This window comes from Acinetobacter tandoii (assembly GCF_008867985.1).
GTDB lineage: Bacteria > Pseudomonadota > Gammaproteobacteria > Pseudomonadales > Moraxellaceae > Acinetobacter > Acinetobacter tandoii.
Map to the genome: position 1 here is coordinate 32,136 of NZ_VXLD01000002.1, position 23,967 is coordinate 56,102.

Below are 23,967 nucleotides of genomic sequence, written 5' to 3' on the forward strand. Positions count from 1 at the left end.
TTCTCAATTGAATAGACATTAAAGAACACCGAAGACCAGACCCTCTTTTTTTATAACCTTAAAAATTCACACGCAACAATTTAAAAATAAAAAATTGTTTAAATTATTGATCAACTCAATCACTCATATATTAAACAATTAATGCTATTTACATAAATTATTCATTTTTCGTATGTCTATTGGATAAAATCTTATAAAGCTTATTTTTTCAACAAAATGAATGGATTATTTATATTTATTTAAAACAATGTATTGTTTTTACTATTCTTTTATAAAAAATGAACACTTTCTTTTGCGCCTAAAATGATAAGCATTGAATTCTTATTCACTATATTGAATATAGTTTTATTGTTATGATAGCGTAACTTTTTGAGAGATTAGAGCTGCTTTGTCAGTACTGCAACGTGATATCAATATCATAACGCGATAATCTAATCCTCTAAATACGAAATTATTTTGGTCTTGTTGGGATGAAGCGAATTTTTAGCTCTGTATATAGCTAGAAATCGCAAAGTACCGAATTTTTATCAGACAACTTCATTCATCGTGAGCATCGGATATTTATTTAGCATGTCTTTATAATGTGAAACGATGAAATGATGTCTGTACTAGGAAATATTCATGAAAAAGCTATTTAGCGTTTTATTGAGTGCATCTGTGTTAACACTCAGTGCCTGCGGCAAACAGGAAGCTCCTGCAACTGAAACCAAAACTGATGCGGCAACAACTACAGAACAAACCGTAGTGATGGCTTCAACTGGTTCTGACGCAGATATCTGGCGTTTTATTGCGACCCTTCCTGAAACTAAACAGGCAGGCATTAAACTAGAAGTAAAAAACTTTACTGACTACGTGGCAATGAACACTGCTGTAGCCAATAAAGAAATCGACATTAACGCATTCCAATCTTATGCTTATCTTGTTGCCTTCAATGCCAACAATAAAGATAAAATTGCACCTGTTTCTACGACTTACCTTGAGCCTATGGGTATTTATTCAAGCAAAGTGAAAAAGCTTGATGAATTCAAAACTGGCGCAACAATTGCTATTCCAAATGACGGTGCAAATGAATCACGTGCATTGTTATTGCTTCAATCTGCTGGCTTAGTAAAATTAAAAGCTGGTTTTGATGATGTAAAAGGTACGCCTGCTGACGTTGTAGAGAACAGCAAAAACATCGTGATTAAACCAATTCAAATGGCTACGGCTGTTCGTGTTAAAGACGAAGTAGATGCAATTGTATTGGGCAACACCTTGGCTATGGAAGGTGGTTTAAATGTATTGAAAGATGCGATTTACTATGAGCCAGTTGACCAAACTACTAAAATGAATGTTAACGTTTTAGCGGTAGCAGAATCACGTAAAGATGACCCTGTATTGAAGAAAGTAGGTGAGCTTTACCACACCAAAGCTGTAGAACAATATGTTCAAGAACACTTTGGTGGTACTAAAATTGATGTAAACAAACCTGTTAGCTATCTTACCGAAAGCAAATAGTAATATAATGCTGCAAACAAAACAGGCAAAGTGACTTTGCCTGTTTTTTCATTTTGTACAGTTTTTGACGCTATGATTGAATTTAAAGACATTTCAAAACACTACGAGCTCAAAGGTCAAACCATACGTGCTCTGGATAACATTAATCTGACTATTCCAGATGGCAGTATTTTTGGCATTATTGGCTATAGTGGTGCAGGTAAAAGTACCTTAATCCGTCTGATTAATTTGCTTGAACGTCCTACGCAGGGTCAGGTCATTATTCGTGACACCGACTTTACAGCATTGGATGCACGTTCATTACGTCAAGAACGTGCAAATATCGGTATGATTTTTCAGCACTTCAATTTACTGCAAACCAAAACGGTTGCAGCCAATATTGAAATGCCACTGAAGCTTTTAGGCTTTTCCAAAGCAGAAAGAGAAAAACGCCTGAATGAACTACTCGAATTTATCGATCTGAAGCATAAAAAAGATGCTTATCCAGATGAACTTTCTGGTGGTCAAAAGCAACGCGTCGGTATTGCGCGTGCATTGGCAAATCATCCAAAAATCTTACTTTGCGATGAAGCAACTTCTGCACTTGACCCACAAACCACAAAGTCCGTTTTGGCCTTGCTAAAAAAGATCAATCAGGAACAAGGTATTACCATTGTTATGGTCACCCATGAAATGGATGTGATTGAATCAGTTTGTGATTATGTTGCTGTAATGGAACAAGGCAAAGTGATTGAAACAGGTCCTACCCTTGATATTTTCAGTCAGCCGCAACATCCAACGACCAAAAATTTCATTCAAACTGTGTTACAGCAACAATTGCCGATTAATATTCTTAATAATTTAGAGAATCAAAATCAGCATAGTATTTATAGCTTGCAGTTCTTAGGGACTTCAGCGCAAGAAACTGTAGTTCAAGCTGCAATTAAACAATTTGATATCAGTTTGAATATTTTATTTGCCAACATGACCGAAATTAATGGTTCTGTCATTGGGCAAATGTTTGTTCAGTTATTGGGCGATCCAAACATCATTCAAGACACTATTGCCTTCTTTGAACAACACGGCGTAAAAGTTGAACAATCTGGAGTCTGCGAATGAGAGATTTAATTGTACAATGGCTGACAGACCTCACAGCACCTTTCTGGCATAGTTCACTCAGCATTGACCAATTTGTCACTGCCATGCAGGAAACTTTCCACATGGTGTTTTTTGCAATGCTATTTGGTTCAATTTGGGGCTTTATTCAAGCCATTACCTTATTGGTAACACGTCCAGATGGTATTTTGCCAAATCGTGTCGTGTATCACTTACTCAATCCAGTTGTGAATGCCCTACGTTCATTGCCATTTATTATCTTACTCATTGCGGTAATTCCACTCACAAAAGTGCTTGTAGGGACTTCTATTGGTACATGGGCTGCAATTGTTCCCCTCACCATTTATGTAGGACCTTATATTGGTCGTCTGATTGAAACCTCACTTTTAGAGGTGAATGAAGGGATTATTGAATCTGCTCAAGCAATGGGTGCGAGTCCTTGGCAAATCATTTTCAAGTTTATTGTGCCTGAAGCACGCAGTTCGCTTATTTTAAATTTAACCACTGCCACCATTAGCCTGATTGGTGCCACTGCAATGGCAGGTGCTGTAGGTGCTGGCGGTATTGGTGACCTTGCTATTTCTTATGGTTACCAACGTTTTGACACCAGTGTGGTGATTCTCACTGTCATTGTATTGCTGATTTTAGTTCAGTTGGTACAAAGCTTAGGTGATTGGCTGTCTCGTTTAAGATAAAACCAATCTTTTAAAGCTCCCGAAATGGGAGCTTTTTTCAGGTCTAAAATTTATATAATCAGCATAACAACAAAATGAATTCAAACTTAACCATGAAAATAAACACGATATTAATGAGTCTCTGTGTACTTTCGACTATCAGCCATGCAAATGCGATTTCTTATAATTATGTTACCAGTATCAAAGTGAATCAGATTGAACTGAATGCTCCAGTATCGGCAGATCAAATCAACAAATTGGTTAAAACAGAAAGTACTAAAACTCATAGAACTTATTCAGAATGCACAGGAAATTATGAATACAGCCTGAATCCATCTTCTAATCAAGCCCTAACCTTTGAAATCTATGCTGAAGATAATCCTCAAATCAAACATGAACAATTTTATCAGGATAAATCTAATTTCAAGCAATTGGGGCAAACCAAAGGTCGCGTGTGGTTAACTTGGAACAACAGCAAAGACATGAATGATAAAATAGTTGTGAACAACACTCAAATTACACCGCAGTATACATTGCAGCAATTTAAACAAGATTTTAAACACAGTGCACAAAGTATGAACCCCAAAGGAGATGCTCAAGTCCTGATTTTAGAAGTCGAGCAAGTCAAAGAATTCATGAAACATCCTGAAGATTTTAGCCCACCTTATACGGCTTATCTCAATTTCAGTTTTAAAAATGGGAAACTTGCACAATTCTCGATTCAGCAAGCGCTTGCATGTTAATACCTATCAAATCATTTCAGCTCATTTCTTCAAGCAAGCAAAGAAATGAATTATCAATTCAAGTACGACAAAATAAAACAAGCTGATTCTGAGCTTTAGGCTATTAAAACTTAACCAATTCATTTCAATTAAACTCAGAATAAGCACAGAGCATGCTAAACTATTGAGTGGTTTTTGCAGGAACTCATTTATGCACTTTGTTCATCTTGGTATTCATACCGAATTTTCTATCACTGAATCTATCGTTCGGATACCTGATCTAATTAAAGCTGCCGTAAATGATGAAATGCCCGCTTTAGCATTAACGGATTTGTCGAACTTACATGCAGCAGTCAAATTCTATGGCTCTTGCTTATCTAAAGGCATCAAGCCAATTTTGGGTTCAGTCATTCGACTCAATGATGCTGAACATCGTGTGACCTTATTGGCCATGACCAATCAAGGTTGGCGAGGACTCACTGAAATTGTTTCCCGTGGTTATATTGAAGGTCAACAACTCGACATCCCCTGCGTACAGAAAGACTGGGTTCTAGAACAACATCAAGATATTATTGCATTATTGGGTATGCACAGTGATGTTGGCAAAATGCTGTGTTCATCGAATCCGCAAAAAGCCGAACCACTCCTTGAACAGTGGATCGAGAAATTTGGCAACCGTGTTTATTTGGCGCTTACTCGAACTGATCGCCCCTTTGAAGAAGATTACATTGTAGAAGCCGTTAAACTGGCAAAAAAATATAACATTGGTGTAGTAGCACACAACGATGTGCACTTTATTACACGTGAAGACTTTGAGGCGCATGAAGCCCGCGTCTGTATTGCAGATGGTTATGTTCTAGGGGATGACCGTCGTCCGAAACCCTATAGCCCTGAGCAATATTTTAAAACTGCAGCTGAAATGACTGAACTGTTTTCAGATGTGCCGACCGCCATTGAAAACAGTTTCCATATCGCCCGACGTTGTAATGTCACACTACAATTAGGCAAATACTTCCTGCCTGACTACCCAATTCCTGAAGGTCACACCATTGACACTTTCTTTGAACATTTGTCCAAAGAAGGTCTAGAAGAGCGCCTCAATCACTTATACCCTGTAGAACAACGCGGTGATGATTGGGCTGAAATCCGTAAACCTTATGATGAGCGTATTAATTACGAAATTAACATCATTAACTCAATGGGATTCCCTGGCTACTTCCTGATTGTCATGGACTTCATTCAATGGTCAAAAAATAACGGTGTACCTGTTGGTCCTGGTCGTGGTTCTGGTGCAGGTTCATTGGTTGCATATAGCTTAAAAATTACCGACCTAGACCCACTTCGTTACGATTTGCTTTTCGAACGTTTCTTGAACCCAGAACGTGTATCTATGCCCGACTTTGACGTCGACTTCTGTATTGCAGGTCGAGATAAAGTGATTGACTATGTAGCACGTAACTATGGGCGAGATGCAGTTTCTCAGATTGCAACTTTCGGAACCATGGCGGCAAAAGGTGCCATTCGTGATGTGGCACGTGTCTTGGGTAAATCTTATGGTTTAGCGGATCGTATTTCTAAAATGATTCCAACCAAACCTCTAGGTTTGTCTTTAGAGGAGTCGATTGAAGCTGAACCGCAACTGAAAGATATTGTCACCAATCCATCCAACCCAGACAATGACGATGCCGCAGAAATTTGGGAAATGGCGCTTAAATTAGAAGGTATTACCCGAAATACAGGTAAGCATGCGGGTGGTGTAGTGATTGCACCAACTAAAATTACCGACTTCTCTGCGGTACTTTGTGATGCGGATGGTACAGGTCGTGTTGCACAATACGATAAAGACGATGTCGAAGCGGCAGGACTGGTTAAATTCGACTTCTTGGGTTTGCGTAACTTAACCGTTATCGAAGATGCAGTGCAAAATATTAACAAGCACTATCCTGCTGAGATACCACTGGATATTGCCAATATTCCTTTAGACGACAAAGATGCCTACTTGGTCTTTGCCGATGCCAATACGACAGCGGTATTCCAGTTTGAATCCGTCGGCATGAAAAAAATGCTCAAAGAAGCGCGTCCGAGCAAATTTGAGGAAATTATTGCCTTCGTATCTTTATACCGTCCAGGTCCTATGGACCTAATTCCTGACTTTATTCACCGTATGCATGGCGGAGAATTTGAATACTTACATCCTTTACTTGAAGGCGTACTCGAGCCGACTTACGGGATTATGGTCTATCAAGAACAGGTAATGCAGGCTGCACAGTATTGTGCTGGCTATACACTTGGTGGTGCGGACTTATTGCGTCGTGCCATGGGTAAAAAGAAACCCGAAGAGATGGTAAAACAACGCCAGATCTTTATTGAGGGTGCAGCAAAAAAAGATATTGATGAAGCCACAGCTAACCATATCTTCGACTATATGGAAAAGTTCGCAGGTTATGGTTTTAACAAATCCCATGCTGCTGCCTATGCTTTGGTTGCCTATCAAACTGCTTGGTTAAAAGCGCATTACCCTGCTGAGTTCTTGTCTGCGGTACTCTCTTCGGAAATGCAGAATACCGACAACGTGGTATTCCTGATTGATGACTGCCGTACCAATGGTTTAGAAGTATTACCGCCCTCGGTAAATATGTCACTTTACCATTTCCATGCGACCGATGAGACAACCATTGTATATGGCTTAGGCGCAATTAAGGGTGTTGGTGAACAAGCCATGCAGTCTGTCATTGACTCTCGCTTGCATGACGGTCCGTATAAAGACCTGTTTGATTTCTGCCATCGAATTGATTTAAAGAAAATCAACAAGCGTACCCTTGAAGCGCTGATTCGTGCAGGTGCTTTAGACTGCTTAGGCATAGAACGTTCAAGCTTAATGGCACAGTTGCCAGAGGCTGTCCAAGCCGCAGAACAAGCACGTAGCAACCGTGAAACGGGTATTATGGATTTATTTGGTGAAGTTGAAGAAGTTCAACGTAAACCTGCCAAACCTGTGAAGCCTTGGTCAGATGAAGTCCGCCTTAAAGGTGAAAAAGACACGCTCGGCTTGTATTTAACAGGACACCCGATTGATGTGTATCGTCCTGAGTTAAAATCCTTCATTCCTGCCAAAATTAATGAACTGACACCAACACGTCGTGGTGTAACCACCGTTTTTGCAGGTTTAGTAGTTGATGTTGCCAACTTCCCGAACCGTGTCATGATTACCCTTGATGATGGTACATCACGAATTGAAGTGTCTGCCAATCATGAACGCTTCCAGCGCTTTAAAGACATTATTGTCAATGAACGCGTGGTGGTTATTGAAGGTGAAATTTATGAGCGCGAAGGTTTTGACCGTCCAATGGGACGCTTAACCAAAGCCTTTAGTCTGAACGAAATTCGTCAAAAACGTGCCAATAGTATTCAAATTAAGTTACAGGCAGATCATCTGAGCAAAACCTTGAGTCAAGATTTACAGAAAATCTTATTGCCTTATTGCAATGTCGATCTGTGCAATCATATTCCTGTGTTATTGCAACTTGATTATGCTTACGCCTCTGCGGAATTACATTTTGGTATGCAATGGAAAGTTGCGCCATTAGATGAACTTTTAAGTAAATTGCGCGATTATTTTGGTAAAGAAGCCATCTATATTGAATATCAGGTCAAGTCGAAAGCTGCCAAAGCCGTCAATTACGAACAAGCCAGACCTGCGCAGGTCCCTCCTCCACCTGCCGATTTAAGCATGGATGAGGCAATGGATTTATATCAAGCTGATGTTAATCAATATTCATAACGATTAACCACATTCAGTGATTTAACAAAATTGGAAATGCAATGAATCAATTCGACAATACTGCGGTTGCAGCACATCTTTCCCATGTCCGTATTGTCATGGTGAATACCACTCTACCTGCCAATATTGGAAGTGCATTGCGGGCCATGAAAACGATGGGACTTAGCCAGTTGGTCTTGGTTGCCCCAAAAACCTATCCGCATCCAGACATTGAAGCATTGGCAGCAGGTGCAGTCGATCTTATTCCGCACATTAAAATTGTAGAAACTTTAGAACAAGCTATTCAGGACTGTCATATTGTATTTGGTACAAGTGCACGTAGCCGAACAATTCCTTGGCCTTTGCTTGATGCACGTCCTGCAGCAGAAATGTCTCTCAAAGCTGTAGTCTCTCAACAGCAAAATATTGCGGTAGTGTTTGGTCGTGAAGACCGTGGCTTAACCAATGAAGAACTGGCTTTAGCCAACTATCATGTCACGATTCCAGTCAATACGGATTATGGTGTGTTGAATGTTGCTCAAGCCATTCAAGTCATTTGTTACGAAATGCGTATAGCAGCACTGGCTCATGTAGAAAAAACTGAAGATCTTGAAGCAACTATGCCCGTTACCGATACCGCTCAAATGCATTGGGACGAGCCATTAGTCACGCATGATCAGATGCAACAATTTTACCCTCATTTAGAGAAAATGCTTGAAGATATTGAATTTTTAGATCCAAACAACCCAAGATTACTCCCTTTACGCTTGCGTCGCTTATTTGGGCGTATACAATTAGATAAAATGGAATACCATTTATTACGTGGCATTTTCAGCCGTGTACAAGCCTTGAATAAAGGCACTTGGAAACCATCTATACCAAAAACCAAAGACAAAGAGGATCCGTCTGATGCTTAAACAGCTCAAAGAGGATATACAAGCTGTCTTCGCGCGCGATCCAGCCGCACGAAACACTTTAGAAGTTTTAACCACTTACCCAGGCATTCATGCCTTAATCATGCACCGTATGGCACATGAACTGTGGAAAAAAGACTGTAAAGGCTCAGCTCGACTTCTGTCTTCATTTAGCCGTTTTGCGACAGGTATTGAAATTCACCCAGGTGCAAAAATTGGCCGCCGTTTTTTTATCGATCATGGCATGGGTGTAGTTATTGGCGAAACTGCCGAGATTGGTGATGATGTTACCCTCTATCATGGGGTGACGCTAGGCGGTACTACTTGGAATAAAGGCAAACGCCATCCTACCCTAGAAGATGGGGTAATTATTGGCGCGGGTGCAAAAATTTTAGGACCATTTACCGTAGGCAAAGGTGCAAAAGTTGGGTCAAACGCGGTGGTCACCAAAGCTGTACCTGCTGGTACGACGGCGGTAGGCAACCCTGCACGCTACATCAGTAAAGACATTCCAAAAGATCAAGATGAAGCACGTCGCCGTGATTATGCCGAAAGTATTGGATTCCAAGCCTATGCTGCAACACAAGACCAATCAGACCCTATGCTTGAAGGTATGCGTATTTTATTAGATCGTATTCAAAATAATGAAAAACGTATGAACACACTTTGCCAACGTTTATCTCTGCTTGATCCAACGTTTAAAAAGCAGCAATTAAATGAACAACCCTACAGTGAAGAAGAGTTAAAAATTATAGAAGATGTACGTCGCGAATGTGAAGCACAAAGTAGCCAATCAAAGCCATAACAACATAATTAAGAACCAACTGTAACACGCCCTATATTGCATGTTCGCCTTAGTTTTCTTAGACTGACGGACATGCAATTTTTTTATTACATTTAAAAGAAAGAATGGATGAATACTATGACCTTAAAGCCTCTGGCACTCGCATTAGTTGCTGCATCATTTCTGACGGCGTGTAGCATAACCCCAAGCAAAGATAAAAACTCTAAAGAACCGATTATTTTCACGGAACCAGATATCACTCCCCCATTCTACGCCCTAAATCCATTTGACTATGCAGCACCGCCTCCATTTGAATTGGCATTGAAGCAAGCCGCTGCTCAGCCAGTAACGAAAATGGTAGTGACGAATTCAGCTAAACCAAATGAAAAAATTACCTTAGAAACAAATCGCTTGATCATTCCTACGGTGAATAACAACCAACGCACGATGAAATATGCCGTTTTAGCAGGTGAAAACGAAATTGATATCACAGATATTGATGACTTTTTACAGTTAGTTGAAGGCAAAGCACGTCACTACCCACCACGTTTTTCTGAGCGCAAAGAACGTAAAGGCTTCGAAGCAAAATTAAAACAAGTGACCCAAGAGTTAGATACGCTTGCTTCGCGTGATGATGCCTCTTTTGACATTTTAGTGCGTGCATTTAAAGCCAGCGTGATGGCACGTAATCTTGATTTAGGTTCTGTGTATACAACTAAATCTTTAACTTATGCACAGCGCATCTTGAAGATCAATCAAGATGACCCAGAAGCAAACTTCTGGTTTGGTTTTGGTTTATCTGAAGGCGGTGGTCAACGTGAAGCCATCCCTTACTTAGACAAAGCCATGAAAGCTGGTGTTCAGGAAGCTTATTTGTCTGCTGCCAATAACTACATTGCCATGGAACAAAAGAAAAGCGCTATTCAAATTCTGAAAAACTACAAACTCAAATATCCGCAAGAAGCTGCTGTTGCAGATCGCTTAATTAACGAAATTGAAACACAAGGGCGTTGGAATGTTTGGCAAGTATTAAACACTACCCCTAAAGCATCTTAGCCTCATTCACTGCATCAAATAGACCGTCCAGTACGGTCTATTTTTTTTCTGTGCATTGAAAAAGCTGACAATTATCGTATGATTTTAAAAAATAAACAAAATGAAATTTAAGATCTGCCTATGCCAAAGAACTTTAGCCATATTGTCCTGCTCTCCATACTAGGCACTACTCTACTTTCGGGTTGCCAAGTTGTTACTGTCAAAAATCAGGCTGTCAAAGTTACCATTGCCAATGAACGTGAAAGTATTCTGACACGTGATAAGCTAAGTGAAGCGAGTCTGAATGTTTTATCCATGACAGGGCGAGAAGCTAAAATTTGCACAACCCATCCGACTCAATGCGTTCAGGAATTACAGCAAATTCCGCAAATTCAAGACGAGCAATTATATTCTACGGCCAGTGAACTATACCTAGCACGGGCGCTCGCATTAGAAGGCTCTTCAGACTGTAAAATTGGATTACTGACCAACCATAAATCTGAAGAAAAGCAAAAAATCCAGCAAGAAATTTATAATCAATGTCTAGAGCAAGAATTAGACATGCTGGATAAAAGTATTCGCTACAGCTATGCCTACATGTTCAAAACTCAACGCGGCCCTGAGGATCGGATTTTTGATAACCGACAAGTACAAATACGTGATTTCTATAACTTAGCGATTGCAAAACTATCTAATGCTTATAGTCTTCGTCACCCTGAAAAAGAAGTTCAGCGCCAAATTAAAATCGGGCAAAGTGTCTATCAAATTGATTTTAGCAATTATCCATTGTTGAAAGATCAGAAAATTGAACAACTCATGTCGAGTTATAATCTGAATTTTTCAGGTTTACGCTCGATTAACCGTCGTGATGGCTTTGGTTCAGAGTTTGTAGTGGTACTTCCAGACTCGAATCAGCAAAAAGAATCTAATCAATATGTTATTGATCCATTAAATTTTTCTTATGAAAGTGGAATCAATCCCAATATTCATAAAGCGCGCTACTTGGCAGCAACATTTACGGCTGAACCTAAAGCAGCCACCTCAGTCAATGATATTTTAACCAAACCTGAATTTGTAATTCGAGCTTATGATCCATATCAATATGAATCTATTCCGCTTGCAGGACGTACGTACCCTTTAGCAGCGAACTTTTCGACGCCATACGGTTTATGGTTAGCTCAGAATAACTTAGGTAAGGCCGCTTATCTCACCCTGATTGACCGCGAAAACCGTTTAACCATGCCCCATTTATATATGTTAGAACCTTACAATCCAAATAAAAAAGTGATTGTTTTGGTGCATGGCTTAGCCAGTAGTCCAGAGGCTTGGGTTCGTCTAACCAACGACATTATGGGAGATAAAGTCTTAAGAGAAAATTATCAAGTTTGGCAAGTGTTTTATTCGACCAATATGCCGATTATAGAAAGTCGCTTGCAAATTTATGCACTCCTTAAACAGAGTTTTGCGCAAGTCAATGCTAATGCCGCTGCCAAAAATGATGCTGTACTGATTGGGCACAGTATGGGGGGAATTATTTCCCGTCTTTTGGTCAGTGATGCGGATGTCACCAAAAAAGCACTGTCGATGATGAGCAACCGACAATTAAGTAAATATAAAAAAGTCCCAATTGTTGCACAACGCATGCAAATAAAAGATATTCCTAATTTTAGCCGTGCCATCTTTATTTCGGCCCCACACCACGGTACAGCTTATGCGGACCTTTGGTTTACTCGCGCTGCGCGTAAAATTATTAAACTTCCAGGCGCATTTTTAACTGCGGTTGGTGACACCTTACAAAGCCAAGATTTAGATTTCTCAGATTTAGCCAAACAAATTGACCAAGGACTCATACAAAATGGCCCAAGTGACTTAAGCCATAAATCTAAGTTTATGGCGACCACATCGGATATTATGCCGCGTAAAGGATTGTTATTTCATTCGATTATGGGAAATGACACTAAAAGCGATGATCCAAACCTGATTACCGATGGTATCGTACCTTATAAAAGTGCTCACCTAGAGGGCGCTGTCTCTGAAAAAATAATTCAAGGGGGTCATTCAATTCAAGAAACACCTGAAGCTGTACTCGAATTAAGACGTATCCTCCGTTTACATCTCGTCCAACTTGGACTTTATAAACCTTAAATACAGGTCAAGGCCCGTGTTTTAAAGTAAAACATGGGCTAACTTTATTGCTTCTACTACCATGTATCAATCCATCCCATTCTTTAGAATGGTTTTTTTATACCTATTCTTCCCATTTAATTATGCAACCGTTAAGGTTAACTCCAACAGCTTAGAACTGACTACACAACACAGAGATTGAAACATGGAAGCGTTCAACACAAAAATGTTTGAAAACAAAGTTGCTGTCGTAACTGGCGGAACTTCTGGTATTGGTCAAGCGGTCGCAATTGCCTTTGCTGAAAAAGGTGCAAAAGTTTGGGCACTTGGTTTACAAGCACAAAAAGCCGTTTATCCAGCAGGTTTAGACATTGAAGCTGTCGAAATGGATGTAACTGATAAAGCTGCTGTTGATGCTTTCTTTGCAAAAGTTGACCGTATAGACACTCTATTCAATGGTGCAGGTATGGGTTCTATTTCAGAACATGAATTAGATACCTATAAGAAAGTACTCGAAGTGAACTTAACTTCTGTATTTTATATCAGTGAAGTTGCAGCAAAAGCGCTAGCAAAATCTGATAATCCGTCAATTATTAATGTTTCTTCGCTTTACGCACAATTTGGTTCAGGCCTTGCACCAGCGTACTCCTGCTCTAAAGGTGCAATTGATCAATTAACGTTCTCACATGCGCTTAGTATGTCTGCTGCAAAAATTCGCGTGAATGCAGTCGCACCAGGTTGGATTGATACACCTCTGATTCAGCCATTAAAAGATATGCCAGAGGTTTTTGAGGGCATTATGGCGCGTTCACCAATGCAACGCTTAGGCAAGCCATCAGAAATTGCGAGTGTGGTACTTTTCTTAGCTTCTGATGCAGCAAGTTTTGTGAATGGTACAATTGTTAAAGTTGACGGTGCATACTCGATTTTCTAAGTATAGGTATAAAGAACTTCTGGCTGTATTCCTCTCAGGGAAACAAACAGAATTTTGAACATGAAGATGACTTCCACATACTCTTTATGTTCAAAATTTAAGAAAATACCTGAATAACATTTATTATTTTAAGCAAAAAAATTAAAAAATAAACCAGTTCCCTATCTTGCCCATATCTTAGCGTTTAGACATGGGCAACTTTTTTAATCTGTATGCGCTACATTACTTACCATTATTTTAGAGGATTAATCCTTTCTTTTTGGCTTCTGTAACTGCTTCAAGCCTCGAACGTACACCCAACTTGTTATAAATATTACGTAAATGCCATTTCACTGTATTGACCGATAAGAATACTTTATCTGCGAGCTCAATATCTGTACAACCTTCGCTAACCTTCTGCAAAATCTGTAATTCACGTTTAGAGAGCAATTCGGATTTTACAGTACTTATATCATTATCTGCTGTTGCTTCAAAAGAAGGGACATTGCACAAGCCAGCCAGCATTTCAGTGAAAGCTAAAAGTTTAGGTTCCTTTTTCTCCTTGGTCTGGCCATAATGACGCATATAATCAGCCAATACTTGGAATATCAATGGATGTTCATCTAATACAATACGGACTGCTTTGGACGGTTCCAAAATAACTAAAGCTTGTTCGAACCACATAAATGCAGCGTCGTTGTAATTCAAACGATAATCAGCTAAAGCCAATAGTAAAAGAATTCGAGCATGACGGAATGGATAAGTCACGATTCGATCAAATTCTTGCTCAAGAAATACTTTGGCTTGTGGTTCACGAGCTAAAAAAATCAATTGTCTATAGAGCATCAAATCATCGCCAGTAATCACATTTGACATATTTAGAGTTTTCTCAATATGACGCTGGCAAATTTCTTCTAATTCGTCTGCATTTATATCATTCAACTTATGCTTTCTATCAAACCACTGATATTGCTGATAAACATTCTGAACTGTGCGACTTAAACGTGGCATTGACCAATTATTGCTACAGATTTGAGATTGCGTCAAACACGTCTGTTCCGCCTGTGCATCCTCTGAAAGATGTGCCAAACGTAGCAACAATTCATACCCAATAATTGCCAAATCAGGAATAATCAGTTGTTCACCATTATTAAAATGCTTAAGTGCCTCTTCTGCTAGCGTAATCTCGTTCAAATCATAATACAGACTTGCTTTTACACTACTGATGATCATTTTCACAATCGTCATTAAAAACTCATTTGCACCAAGTTTTATGTAGTCTTCACTGCGACCAATATAGTCAAATTTAACCAGTGCTTTCTCTACATTTCCCTCCAAATAGTCACTGAGTGCTTCAATACAATCTGTAATAATTAACCCAAATACATTTTGACCTTGGATATATATCGCCCGTGTCTGAATAATAATTTTACGTGCTTCAATAATTTTACCTAAACAAATATGATAAAGCGCACCAATACCAATTAAAGGTGCACGAACAAAGTAGGAATTATCCGATAATTTAGAGACATTGGCTTGGGCTAACTCGTAAGCCAATTTCATATCATCACCGACTAAAGCAAGCATAGGATCAAGTGCCAGTTGATCATCACCTTTAATTCGATCTTTGGGATCAAGCTTGAGCCAAAGTTGTAAATAGTGAGCGCTTAATAAATGCTGATGGGTAATGATCAATGACCAAATCATATCGTATAGCAGTGCCGCTTTTTGAATTAATAGAGAATCTGGAATTGACTTCACCAATTCAATTAAGCTGTAATAACTACCACCTAACATTAAATCACGGCTGACATGACTTAACAGTTCTAATACCAGTTCTTGATTTTCAGCATGCTGGGCGTGATAAATCGACTCCATGAGATAATTGTTTTTCTGATACCAACCCGCAGCACGTAAATGAGCCGCTCGAAAGTCTTCTATATCTAATACCTTAAAACGGTTTTCCAAAAACTCTCGGAATAAATGATGAATACGATACCACGTATGTTGCTCATCTAAGGCTTGAAGGAATAAGCCTTTTTGTATCATTAATTCCAACAACTTTGACGATGTGGAGTTTTGTGCAACTTCCTGTATATTTGACAAACAAACCTTTCTTAGGATACTGATATTCATAAGAAAAGTTTGCATTTCTTCAGAAAGTTGTAAAAATACTTGCTCACTTAGATAATCAACAATCTGATTATGGGCGCCACTTAAACTTTGAATTACAGCCCCAGCGTCATGATATTTCTTTAAATATAAATTGGTAAGCTGTATTCCAGTTAACCATCCCTCTGTTTTATGAATCAGTAACTCAGCTAATTCTGGTGTTAATGTCACATGATCAAAGTTCTGTTGCTTTAAAAAATGAATTAATGCTGCACTATCTTCAGTTTTTATACTTAGTTGACCTGCTGTCACCAACTTTAAACGACCCAATAAATATTCTTTGGCAAAGCTCCAATTAGGCTTTGTTCTAGAAGCAATCACCAAATGACAATTTAATGGTAAATACTGATAAAACCACCACAGAAGATTTAAACACTCTGGATTTTCAATTGCCTCTAATTCATCAATAAAAAGAATAGTTTCACTATCTATATCTTCAATTTTTTGCGCCAAATCAATAATATTTTGCTTATGAACTTGCCCCTCAGGAAGGTCATTGAGTTGTTCTAAGCCCAACAATGATAACCAAAGGTAGTGATAAAAACGAATGGGATCATTATCATCACCATCTAATGTTAACCATTTTACGGTTTTACCTTGGTTAAGAAGAACCTCACTCATCTGAAACATCAATGTGGTTTTACCATAACCCGCTGCTGCATGAATAAACACTAGAGAAGATTGGCAATATTCCAGCATTTGGCTCAACAACTCAGGACGTTGCATTGCCTTATCACTCATCACACTTGGACGGCTGAGCTTAGTTTTTAATACTTGCATATCACTTCATCCAATCTTTAGTATTTAATTCCATTAGCAAAATTCCACTCCTTGAAATTCGATATCCCATTTACAAATTCTAAAAAATCCTCTGCTTTCACAGCATTTTAAGCATCATCAAATTAAAATAAGGTTGCTGATGATGCAATGTGAAATTGAATCAAAATCCAGATTTTAAATACATTTTTAAACTCAAACCCTTCGAACAATAATTAAACAACTACAAATCCATCCTTTTGAATGGTTTGCTAAACATGAAACGTTGTTATGCTCAAGTCTAAGGCAATAACGGATACCTACTGTTTGGCATTCTGATATTTCATCTTAAATAGACATACATGGAGTTTGTCATGAGCATTGCACAATCAATTAAACATCAAGACCGTTTATTAACAATTAACATTAACGATGGTGAAATTAAAAACGCATTGCCAGGTGTACACGTTACGCCATGCTTTTTAGATCCTGATAATGGTACATGGGTGATTCGTGCATGTTTCGAGCCGGGTACCGTATTACCACGCCATTTTCACACGGGTGTTGTACATTTCTATACAACAGCTGGTTCTTGGCATTATGTCGAATATCCTGAAGATGTTCAAACTGCTGGTAGCTATTTGTTTGAACCAGCAGGTTCTATCCATACTTTAGCTTCTCCAGAAGGTGCTGAAGGCTTCATGGTTATTGAAGGTGCAAATGTAAACTTGAATGATGACGACTCACTTATGTTCATCATGGATGCAGGTTGGATTGAGCGCACCCTTCATGCAGTAGCTCAACAAACTGGTCAGAAAATGCCACGTTATATTAAACCAGGCTCAGAAGTTGCATTTAACGATAAATAAGTTCATAAAGACTTTTAGCAAAAGCTAAAAGTCTTTTTTACATTAAATAAAAACAGCTACCAAGGATGAATGAAATGTTTGGCAAAATGATGCATCAATCTTTGTTGATTAGTAATTTACTAGAGCATGCAGCAAAGTATCACTCTGACACTCCTATTATTTCACGTGAAGTGAATGGTCAGATTACCACGACTAACTGGTTACAAACTCAGCAAAACGCAAAACGTTTAGCCAATGCTTTTACCACATTTGGTTTAGAAGCTGGTGATCGTCTTGCGACTATCGCATGGAATAATCATCGTCATTTAGAATCTTGGTATGCAATTTCAGGGAGTGGTTATGTATGTCATACCATTAACCCACGTCTGTTTCCTGAACAGTTAATCTTCATCATTAATGATGCACAAGATAAAGCTATTTTCTTTGACGCTACTTTCCTACCTTTAATTCAAGCAATTCAAGGTAAAGTACCAACTGTAGAACGTTTTATCTGCCTTGGTTCACATGACGAAAAAATCGTTGAAGCTTTACCAGATGTGCTTTTCTATGATGAATTGATTCAATATCAATCTACCGAATTTGACTGGCCACAGTTTAGCGAAGAAACACCAAGCTCTCTTTGCTATACCTCAGGTACTACAGGCAATCCAAAAGGCGTATTGTATAGCCACCGTTCTACCTTATTACATACGATGGCAATTTGCCTTCCAGACTCACTAAACTTATCTGCGAAAGATATAGTAATGCCTGTAGTCCCAATGTTCCATGTGAATGCATGGGGTATTCCTTATGCTGCTGCAATGGTTGGTTCTACAATTGTATTACCTGGACCAAATTTAGATGGCGACAGTCTTGTTAGCTTAATTGATGATTATCAAGTCACTGTTGCATTAGGTGTACCAACCATTTGGCAAGGTCTACTTGCGGCAGCGAAAAAACGCGGCACCAAGTTAGAAAGTATGACTCGCAACGTGGTTGGTGGTGCAGCATGCCCTCCTTCAATTATTCGTGACTTTAAGAATAATTATGCTTGTGACACCATTCATGCATGGGGTATGTCTGAAACCAGCCCATTGGGTACTGCAAACCAACCTAAAGCCAAACATACAGCTTTAAGTGATGAAGAGTTTGAGAAACTTCGTTTAACTCAAGGGCGCCCGCCATTTGGTGTTGAATTACGTATTGTAAATGGTGATGACCTTACCGCATTACCAAATGACGGTCATACGCAAGGTAATTTACAAATTCGTGGTCCATGGATTGTTGAAAAGTACTTTAACCAAGAGAAAAGTGCACTGACTGCTGATGGCTGGTTCGATACAGGTGATATCGCAACAATTGATGCTGATGGCTACATGACCATTTGTGACCGCGCTAAAGATTTAATTAAATCTGGCGGTGAATGGATTTCTTCAGTTGAAATTGAAAATATTGCGGTTGGTCATCCAGAAATTCGAATGGCAGCTGCTATTGCCGCACGTCATCCAAAATGGGATGAACGACCAATCCTAATTGCCGTGAAACAAGAAAACTCAACCCTGACTGAAGAAGAAGCACGTGCTTATTTTGAAAACAAGATTGCGCGTTGGCAAATTCCAGATGTTGTGATTTTTGTTGATGCTTTACCAGTCAATGGCACAGGAAAAATTGTAAAAGCCGAGTTGCGTACACAATTTGGTGATGTACTACTGAAAGACGAAGTGATTTAACACTTCGTCCTTAAAGAGTTCTCACAAGGATATTGAGATGAAAAATACAACAATGAAAACAGCATGGGTTACAGGTGGAAGTAGTGGCATTGGTCTTGAACTCACTCAGCGTCTACTCAAAGATAAATTTCAGGTGTGCATTTTTGCTCATGCAGGTATTGAGCAAGCCGTTGCGAATTTTAAAAAAATCTCACCATCGGTATGTGGCTTTGAAGTTGATGTACAAAATGAAAGCACAATGGACGCAAAATTTGCGGAAGCTGTAGCTACATTTGGCACACCAGATCTTCTGATTAATTCAGCAGGTATTAGTATTGCGAAGAATTTTGATGAAATGACTTCGCAAGAATTTGAAAGACAAATCAATATTAACCTTGTGGGCAGTCGTAATGTGGCACATGCTGCTTTGCCTCACTTAAAACAAGCAGTTCAACAAGGCAAACGCCCTAAGATTGTATTCATTGCATCCGCTGCAGGTTTGGTTGGCTGCTATGGTTATACAGGCTATTGTGCTTCTAAATTTGGTGTGATTGGCTTGGCTGAAGTCCTCCGTATGGAATTACGCAGCCAAAAAATTGATGTGGCTGTGGTTTGTCCACCAGAAGTAGACACGCCACTTGTAACAGAAGAGCGTAAAACTGGCTCACCTGTTACGGCTGCATTAAAACAACTTGGTGGCGGCACTATGCCAGTAGATAAAGCCTGCAAAGAAATTTATGAAGGCATTTTCGCAAATGAATTTATGATTATTGTTGGTACTCAATTACGTATTTTGACCAAACTCTCTCGTATCTTACCTGATACTTATCGTGGTCAAATCGATAAGAAATTAGACCAGATTATAAAGAAATTTGCATCTTAATTCGCCTGTTGATTCAGCTACGGCGTAGCTGAATCAACCAACTACATTAGAACAAAAATCGATTAAAGATGTTAAATTTTAGCACTGTGAAGTTTTAAACAGCATTTAGACAAAACAACTTTTATGTATTGCAGTAAAACAAAAAACTCATCAGATTCACTCATAAAACAACGCGATATTACCTGTTTGTCGGCTTTTGGATATTTATTGCCTAAACTATTGTAAATATTTAAGTTTCAAAAAAAATGTATTTGAACAACCCAGTTCAATACAACACTCATAAGGAAAATGATATGAAAAAGAATATGTCTAAAACAGCATGGGTTACTGGTGGCAGTAGCGGGATTGGTCTTGAACTGACCAAGCGTTTACTCAAAGACCAATACCAAGTCTGTATTTTTGCTCATACAGGTATTCAGCAAGCAGTTAAAGAACTAATCAAAATTTCTTCAACAATTACTGGATTTGAAGTTGATGTACAAAATGAAAATACCATGGACGAAAAGTTTGCTGAGGCGGTTGCTCAATTTGGTACACCAGATCTTCTAATTAACTCCGCAGGAATCAGCATTGCGAAGAATTTCGATGATATGACTTCGCAAGAGTTTGAACGCCAAATTCAGATTAACCTCGTTGGTAGTCGCAATGTAGCTCATGCTGCGTTACCGCATTTAAAACAGGCAGTTCAGCAAGGTAAACGCCCTAAGCTGGTGTTTATTGCCTCTGCTGCAGGTCTAGTCGGTTGCTACGGTTATACAGGTTACTGTGCATCTAAATTTGGTGTGGTTGGCTTAGCTGAAGTACTCCGTATGGAATTACGCAGTCAAAAAATTGATGTGGCTGTGGTTTGCCCACCAGAAGTAGACACTCCGCTTGTCACTGAAGAAAGAAAAAATGGTTCCCCTGTAACTGCAGCTTTAAAACAATTAGGTGGTAGTATGCCCGTCGAAAAAGCATGTAAGGAAATATATCAGGGCATTTTCTCAAATGACTTTGTGGTTATTCCTAGTGCTCAGGCACGTATTTTGGCCAAAATTTCACGCTTATTACCAGATACCTATCGTAATCAAATCGATAAAAAATTAGACAAAATTATCCAACGATTAGCTTCATAATCAAAACACGGAAATTATTTCTCTAAATGACCAACATTTCTCTGGCTTAAAAAACCGAATGATTAACATTCGGTTTTTGATTTGGAACCCTATTACATTTCCGATATAACACCCAAAATACCATTAATAATCATATCGACCGCAATCGTGCCAATCAATAAAGCAGACAGTCGCCCGACAATGTCCACATAACGGTCAATGTATTTGGCGTGCTTATAGCGCAAATGATCATGCGCAAATTTCATTAAAATCATCAACACGCAGGTCAACGCCAAAGTCAAAAAAATAATCATGGCTGCACCGCCAATTGGTAGGGATATACCGGTCACCACCGCCGCACTAATGGTCCCCGGCCCAATCATAAAAGGCATGGCAATCGTTCCTGCTAGATGTTCAGGTGCACCACGCATTTCGCCAATAGTATCTGCCCCTTGAAACACATAGCGATAGCCAATCACCAAGAAAATCAGTCCACCAAAAATTTGAAATGCTTCAAAACGCACATTCAAATATTTGCTGAAAATCGTTTCTCCTCCCCATGCAAACAGGACAAATACCACAAAAGCAATGAGACAACCCTGAATCAAAGCCTTATTAAACACTTTAGCTTCAGAATTGCGAATCATGCCAATCATATAAATGCTCATCAAGAACGGATTGAGCAATGAGAAAAACAAAGCGAAAGCATGTAAATATGAGGTCAACATGGCTCCTCCTAATTATCCTTGAGGGTCTGGAAATAAGGGACGATTCCCCGGACTAATTCGATTGATATGTAAGAAGGTCATATGGCGTTCATAACGATCTAGCACATCATTAATCACTTGCTCTTTGGTATAACCAACAAGGTCGTTGCCTTGAGAACCTTCATACAAATAGGTTTCAAGACGGTAATAGAACCGTTTACCCAGTTTGCCACGTTCACTAAAGGTCGGTGCGATATAACGCACAGGCCAAATTTGATAGACAAAGTTTTGTTCTTCTTCCAAATGAATCATCAAATCTAAATGATACAGATTTAGGTCTTCTTCTAGCGCACTCTCTTGAACACTGATGTTGATACCCCGTTTTTGCATTTCCTCTGCAACCGCCATCACTGCGGGTCGACAAATGTCATCGAGCATACGTCGAGTATCGGTTGTTCCTGGATGATGCATGACTCGAGACAACCGTTTTTTCCAGTTGAGGATGTCAACATTCCCTACCACGGGTGCTGCATTTAAACTGCTACTGGCTTGTCGATAATCTTCAAGTCTTAACGATTTGTATAAACCCGCCATGACCAAGAACATGACAAAACTAAACGGCAACCCCATAATGATGGTGGCATTTTGTAGTGCAGTAATCCCGTTAGCCATCAGCATGGCAAGGGTCAATAAACCAATCGCTACAGCCCAAAATACGCTTAACCAGCGTGGTGCATCATGATCTACATTGGTAAATTGAGTAGTGAAATTACCCAATACCAGTGCACCTGAGTCAGCTGAGGTCACATAAAATAGCAAGCCCGTAATGGTGGCTACCCCTGCAATAAACGGAAACCACGGATACTGTGCCAGTAAGTCATAAAAACCGTGTGCTGGGTTGGCAATCACACTCTGGGCAAGGGCTAAATTGCCATCAAAAATCACACTATGTAGCGCACTATTTCCAAATATTGATAACCACGTGAGGGTGAAAAATAAAGGAATAATCAGAGTTCCACTGACAAACTCACGAATGGTTCGTCCACGCGAAATACGTGCTAAAAACAAACCTACAAAGGGCGACCACGCCACCCACCATGCCCAGAAGAACAAAGTCCAACTGTTCATCCATTCTTTCGGTTGTTGAAAGGCAAAGCTTTCCAAGGTCATACTTGGAAAGCGATTAATATAGTCCCCAATATTTTGTACAAAGGCATTCAGTAGAAATTCAGTATTGCCTAAAAACAAAATAAACAGCATCAAACCGACAGAAACATAAATATTGATCTCGGAGAGCACACGTAGACCTTTATTAACTCCTGATGTAACAGAGATAATCGTCATCACAACCGCAACTCCAATTAAGGCAGCTTGCATCCAGAGGTTTTCGGGTAAATCGAACAGCACATGCAAACCATAGTTCAACTGTACCACCCCAATCCCACAGGTCGTGGCAATACCAAAAATCGTCCCGATCACCGCAGCGGTATCGACACTGTGACCAATTGGGCCATGAATCTTCTTACCAAAGATTGGATAGAGTGCTGAACGAATAGTGAGGGGTAAATTATAACGATAACTAAAATAGCCCAATGCCATACCAATTAAGGCATACATACACCAGCCAGTTAAGCCGTAATGAAACAGCGTCCAGACCATACCTTGACGGGCCGCTTCTAAGGTCTGCCCTTCACCTACAGGTGGATGCATATAATGCGATAAAGGTTCCGCCACTGAGAAGAACATCAAGTCGATCCCAATCCCTGCTGAAAACAGCATTGCAGACCAACTTAAAAGGCTAAATTCGGGCTTGGAATGCTTGGGGCCGAGTTTAATATCGCCATAACGTGAACAGGCAATAAAAATCACAAACACCATATACAAGGTCGCTGCGAGTAAGTAATACCAGCTAAAGGTTGAACTCACCCACGCCAAAACCATATTTAAGGTTTGATTGGCAAAGTCATTAAATAAAATGGTGGTAATAGAAAAAATTAAAATAATGAGAGCTGAAATATAAAAGACCACACCATTTAAACGGTCTTTAGGCGCTAATGTTTGATCATCAACTGCTCTTGGATTATCTGTTGCCATACAATCCTCAAGAAAGTAAATAAAAAAGACAAAAGCCAATTTTTAAACTTCTCGTGGTCGAGAGCTTAAAAATCGACTAACGAAAACGACAGTATTTTTATCAACAATAAAAACGCTATCTTCTTTAAACCTGAATAACGGTCTAAATCATTTATAAGGTGAATTTGCTACACAGGCTTAAAATGT

At 39.4% G+C, this 23,967-nt stretch carries 17 protein-coding genes; 14 read left to right on the forward strand and 3 right to left on the reverse strand.

Annotation, left to right across the window (positions count from 1 at the left end):
• The first annotated feature begins 621 nt into the window (after positions 1-621).
• The 10 genes from F4W09_RS03320 (at position 622) to F4W09_RS03365 (ending at position 13,539) form a co-directional block, all read left to right on the forward strand.
• On the forward strand, positions 622-1,497 hold the full coding sequence (locus F4W09_RS03320) for a MetQ/NlpA family ABC transporter substrate-binding protein (RefSeq protein WP_044739509.1): 876 nt from the start codon (positions 622-624) through the stop codon (positions 1,495-1,497).
• A 72-nt stretch (positions 1,498-1,569) separates the two neighbouring features.
• Positions 1,570-2,595 (forward strand): methionine ABC transporter ATP-binding protein, encoded by a 1,026-nt coding sequence (locus tag F4W09_RS03325; RefSeq protein WP_104440785.1) that lies wholly within the window; start codon positions 1,570-1,572, stop codon positions 2,593-2,595.
• Positions 2,592-3,287, forward strand: coding sequence for a methionine ABC transporter permease (locus F4W09_RS03330; protein ID WP_016167574.1), 696 nt, complete (start codon positions 2,592-2,594; stop codon positions 3,285-3,287). The genes F4W09_RS03325 and F4W09_RS03330 overlap by 4 nt, the downstream gene beginning before the upstream one ends.
• 74 nt (positions 3,288-3,361) lie before the next feature.
• Positions 3,362-4,009 (forward strand): hypothetical protein, encoded by a 648-nt coding sequence (locus F4W09_RS03335; protein WP_244948537.1) that lies wholly within the window; start codon positions 3,362-3,364, stop codon positions 4,007-4,009.
• A 190-nt stretch (positions 4,010-4,199) separates the two neighbouring features.
• Positions 4,200-7,769, forward strand: a complete 3,570-nt coding sequence (gene dnaE / locus F4W09_RS03340; protein ID WP_104440787.1) for a DNA polymerase III subunit alpha — start codon at positions 4,200-4,202, stop codon at positions 7,767-7,769.
• 41 nt (positions 7,770-7,810) lie between these two features.
• On the forward strand, positions 7,811-8,665 hold the full coding sequence (locus tag F4W09_RS03345) for an RNA methyltransferase (RefSeq protein ID WP_016167571.1): 855 nt from the start codon (positions 7,811-7,813) through the stop codon (positions 8,663-8,665).
• Positions 8,658-9,467 (forward strand): serine O-acetyltransferase, encoded by an 810-nt coding sequence (gene cysE / locus F4W09_RS03350; protein WP_016167570.1) that lies wholly within the window; start codon positions 8,658-8,660, stop codon positions 9,465-9,467. The genes F4W09_RS03345 and cysE overlap by 8 nt, the downstream gene beginning before the upstream one ends.
• 117 nt (positions 9,468-9,584) lie before the next feature.
• Positions 9,585-10,502 carry an ABUW_2363 family tetratricopeptide repeat lipoprotein gene (locus F4W09_RS03355; protein WP_016167569.1) on the forward strand — a complete coding sequence of 306 codons (918 nt, stop codon included), beginning with the start codon at positions 9,585-9,587 and terminating at the stop codon, positions 10,500-10,502.
• 120 nt (positions 10,503-10,622) lie between these two features.
• The gene (locus F4W09_RS03360) at positions 10,623-12,626 is read left to right on the forward strand and encodes an esterase/lipase family protein (RefSeq protein ID WP_151504021.1); all 2,004 of its coding nucleotides are present in this window, start codon (positions 10,623-10,625) and stop codon (positions 12,624-12,626) included.
• Between the two features lie 184 nt (positions 12,627-12,810).
• A complete protein-coding gene (locus F4W09_RS03365) occupies positions 12,811-13,539 on the forward strand; it encodes an SDR family NAD(P)-dependent oxidoreductase (RefSeq protein WP_044739505.1) in 729 nt (242 codons plus the stop codon).
• Between the two features lie 237 nt (positions 13,540-13,776).
• Here F4W09_RS03365 and F4W09_RS03370 read toward each other — a convergent pair whose 3' ends face one another.
• A complete protein-coding gene (locus F4W09_RS03370; RefSeq protein WP_151504022.1) occupies positions 13,777-16,470 on the reverse strand; it encodes a winged helix-turn-helix domain-containing protein in 2,694 nt (897 codons plus the stop codon).
• A gap of 350 nt (positions 16,471-16,820) precedes the next feature.
• On the opposite strand from F4W09_RS03370, the gene F4W09_RS03375 reads away from it, so the two are divergent.
• The 4 genes from F4W09_RS03375 to F4W09_RS03390 all read left to right on the forward strand — a co-directional run bounded on the left by F4W09_RS03375 (position 16,821) and on the right by F4W09_RS03390 (position 21,001).
• Complete coding sequence (locus tag F4W09_RS03375; protein WP_044739504.1) at positions 16,821-17,315, forward strand: 2,4'-dihydroxyacetophenone dioxygenase family protein; 495 nt, start codon at positions 16,821-16,823, stop codon at positions 17,313-17,315.
• 74 nt (positions 17,316-17,389) lie between these two features.
• The gene (locus tag F4W09_RS03380; RefSeq protein ID WP_104440790.1) at positions 17,390-19,024 is read left to right on the forward strand and encodes a long-chain fatty acid--CoA ligase; all 1,635 of its coding nucleotides are present in this window, start codon (positions 17,390-17,392) and stop codon (positions 19,022-19,024) included.
• A 37-nt stretch (positions 19,025-19,061) separates the two neighbouring features.
• Entirely contained in the window at positions 19,062-19,886 is an 825-nt protein-coding gene (locus F4W09_RS03385) for an SDR family NAD(P)-dependent oxidoreductase (protein WP_244948538.1), read from the forward strand.
• A gap of 293 nt (positions 19,887-20,179) precedes the next feature.
• Entirely contained in the window at positions 20,180-21,001 is an 822-nt protein-coding gene (locus F4W09_RS03390) for an SDR family NAD(P)-dependent oxidoreductase (protein ID WP_151504023.1), read from the forward strand.
• A 92-nt stretch (positions 21,002-21,093) separates the two neighbouring features.
• Here the strand turns inward: F4W09_RS03390 and F4W09_RS03395 are convergent, their stop codons facing one another.
• Together F4W09_RS03395 and F4W09_RS03400 are read right to left on the reverse strand one after the other, a co-directional pair.
• Positions 21,094-21,708, reverse strand: coding sequence for a MarC family protein (locus F4W09_RS03395; protein ID WP_044739501.1), 615 nt, complete (start codon positions 21,706-21,708; stop codon positions 21,094-21,096).
• A 12-nt stretch (positions 21,709-21,720) separates the two neighbouring features.
• On the reverse strand, positions 21,721-23,781 hold the full coding sequence (locus F4W09_RS03400) for a choline transporter (protein ID WP_151504024.1): 2,061 nt from the start codon (positions 23,779-23,781) through the stop codon (positions 21,721-21,723).
• Between the last annotated feature and the right edge of the window lie 186 nt (positions 23,782-23,967).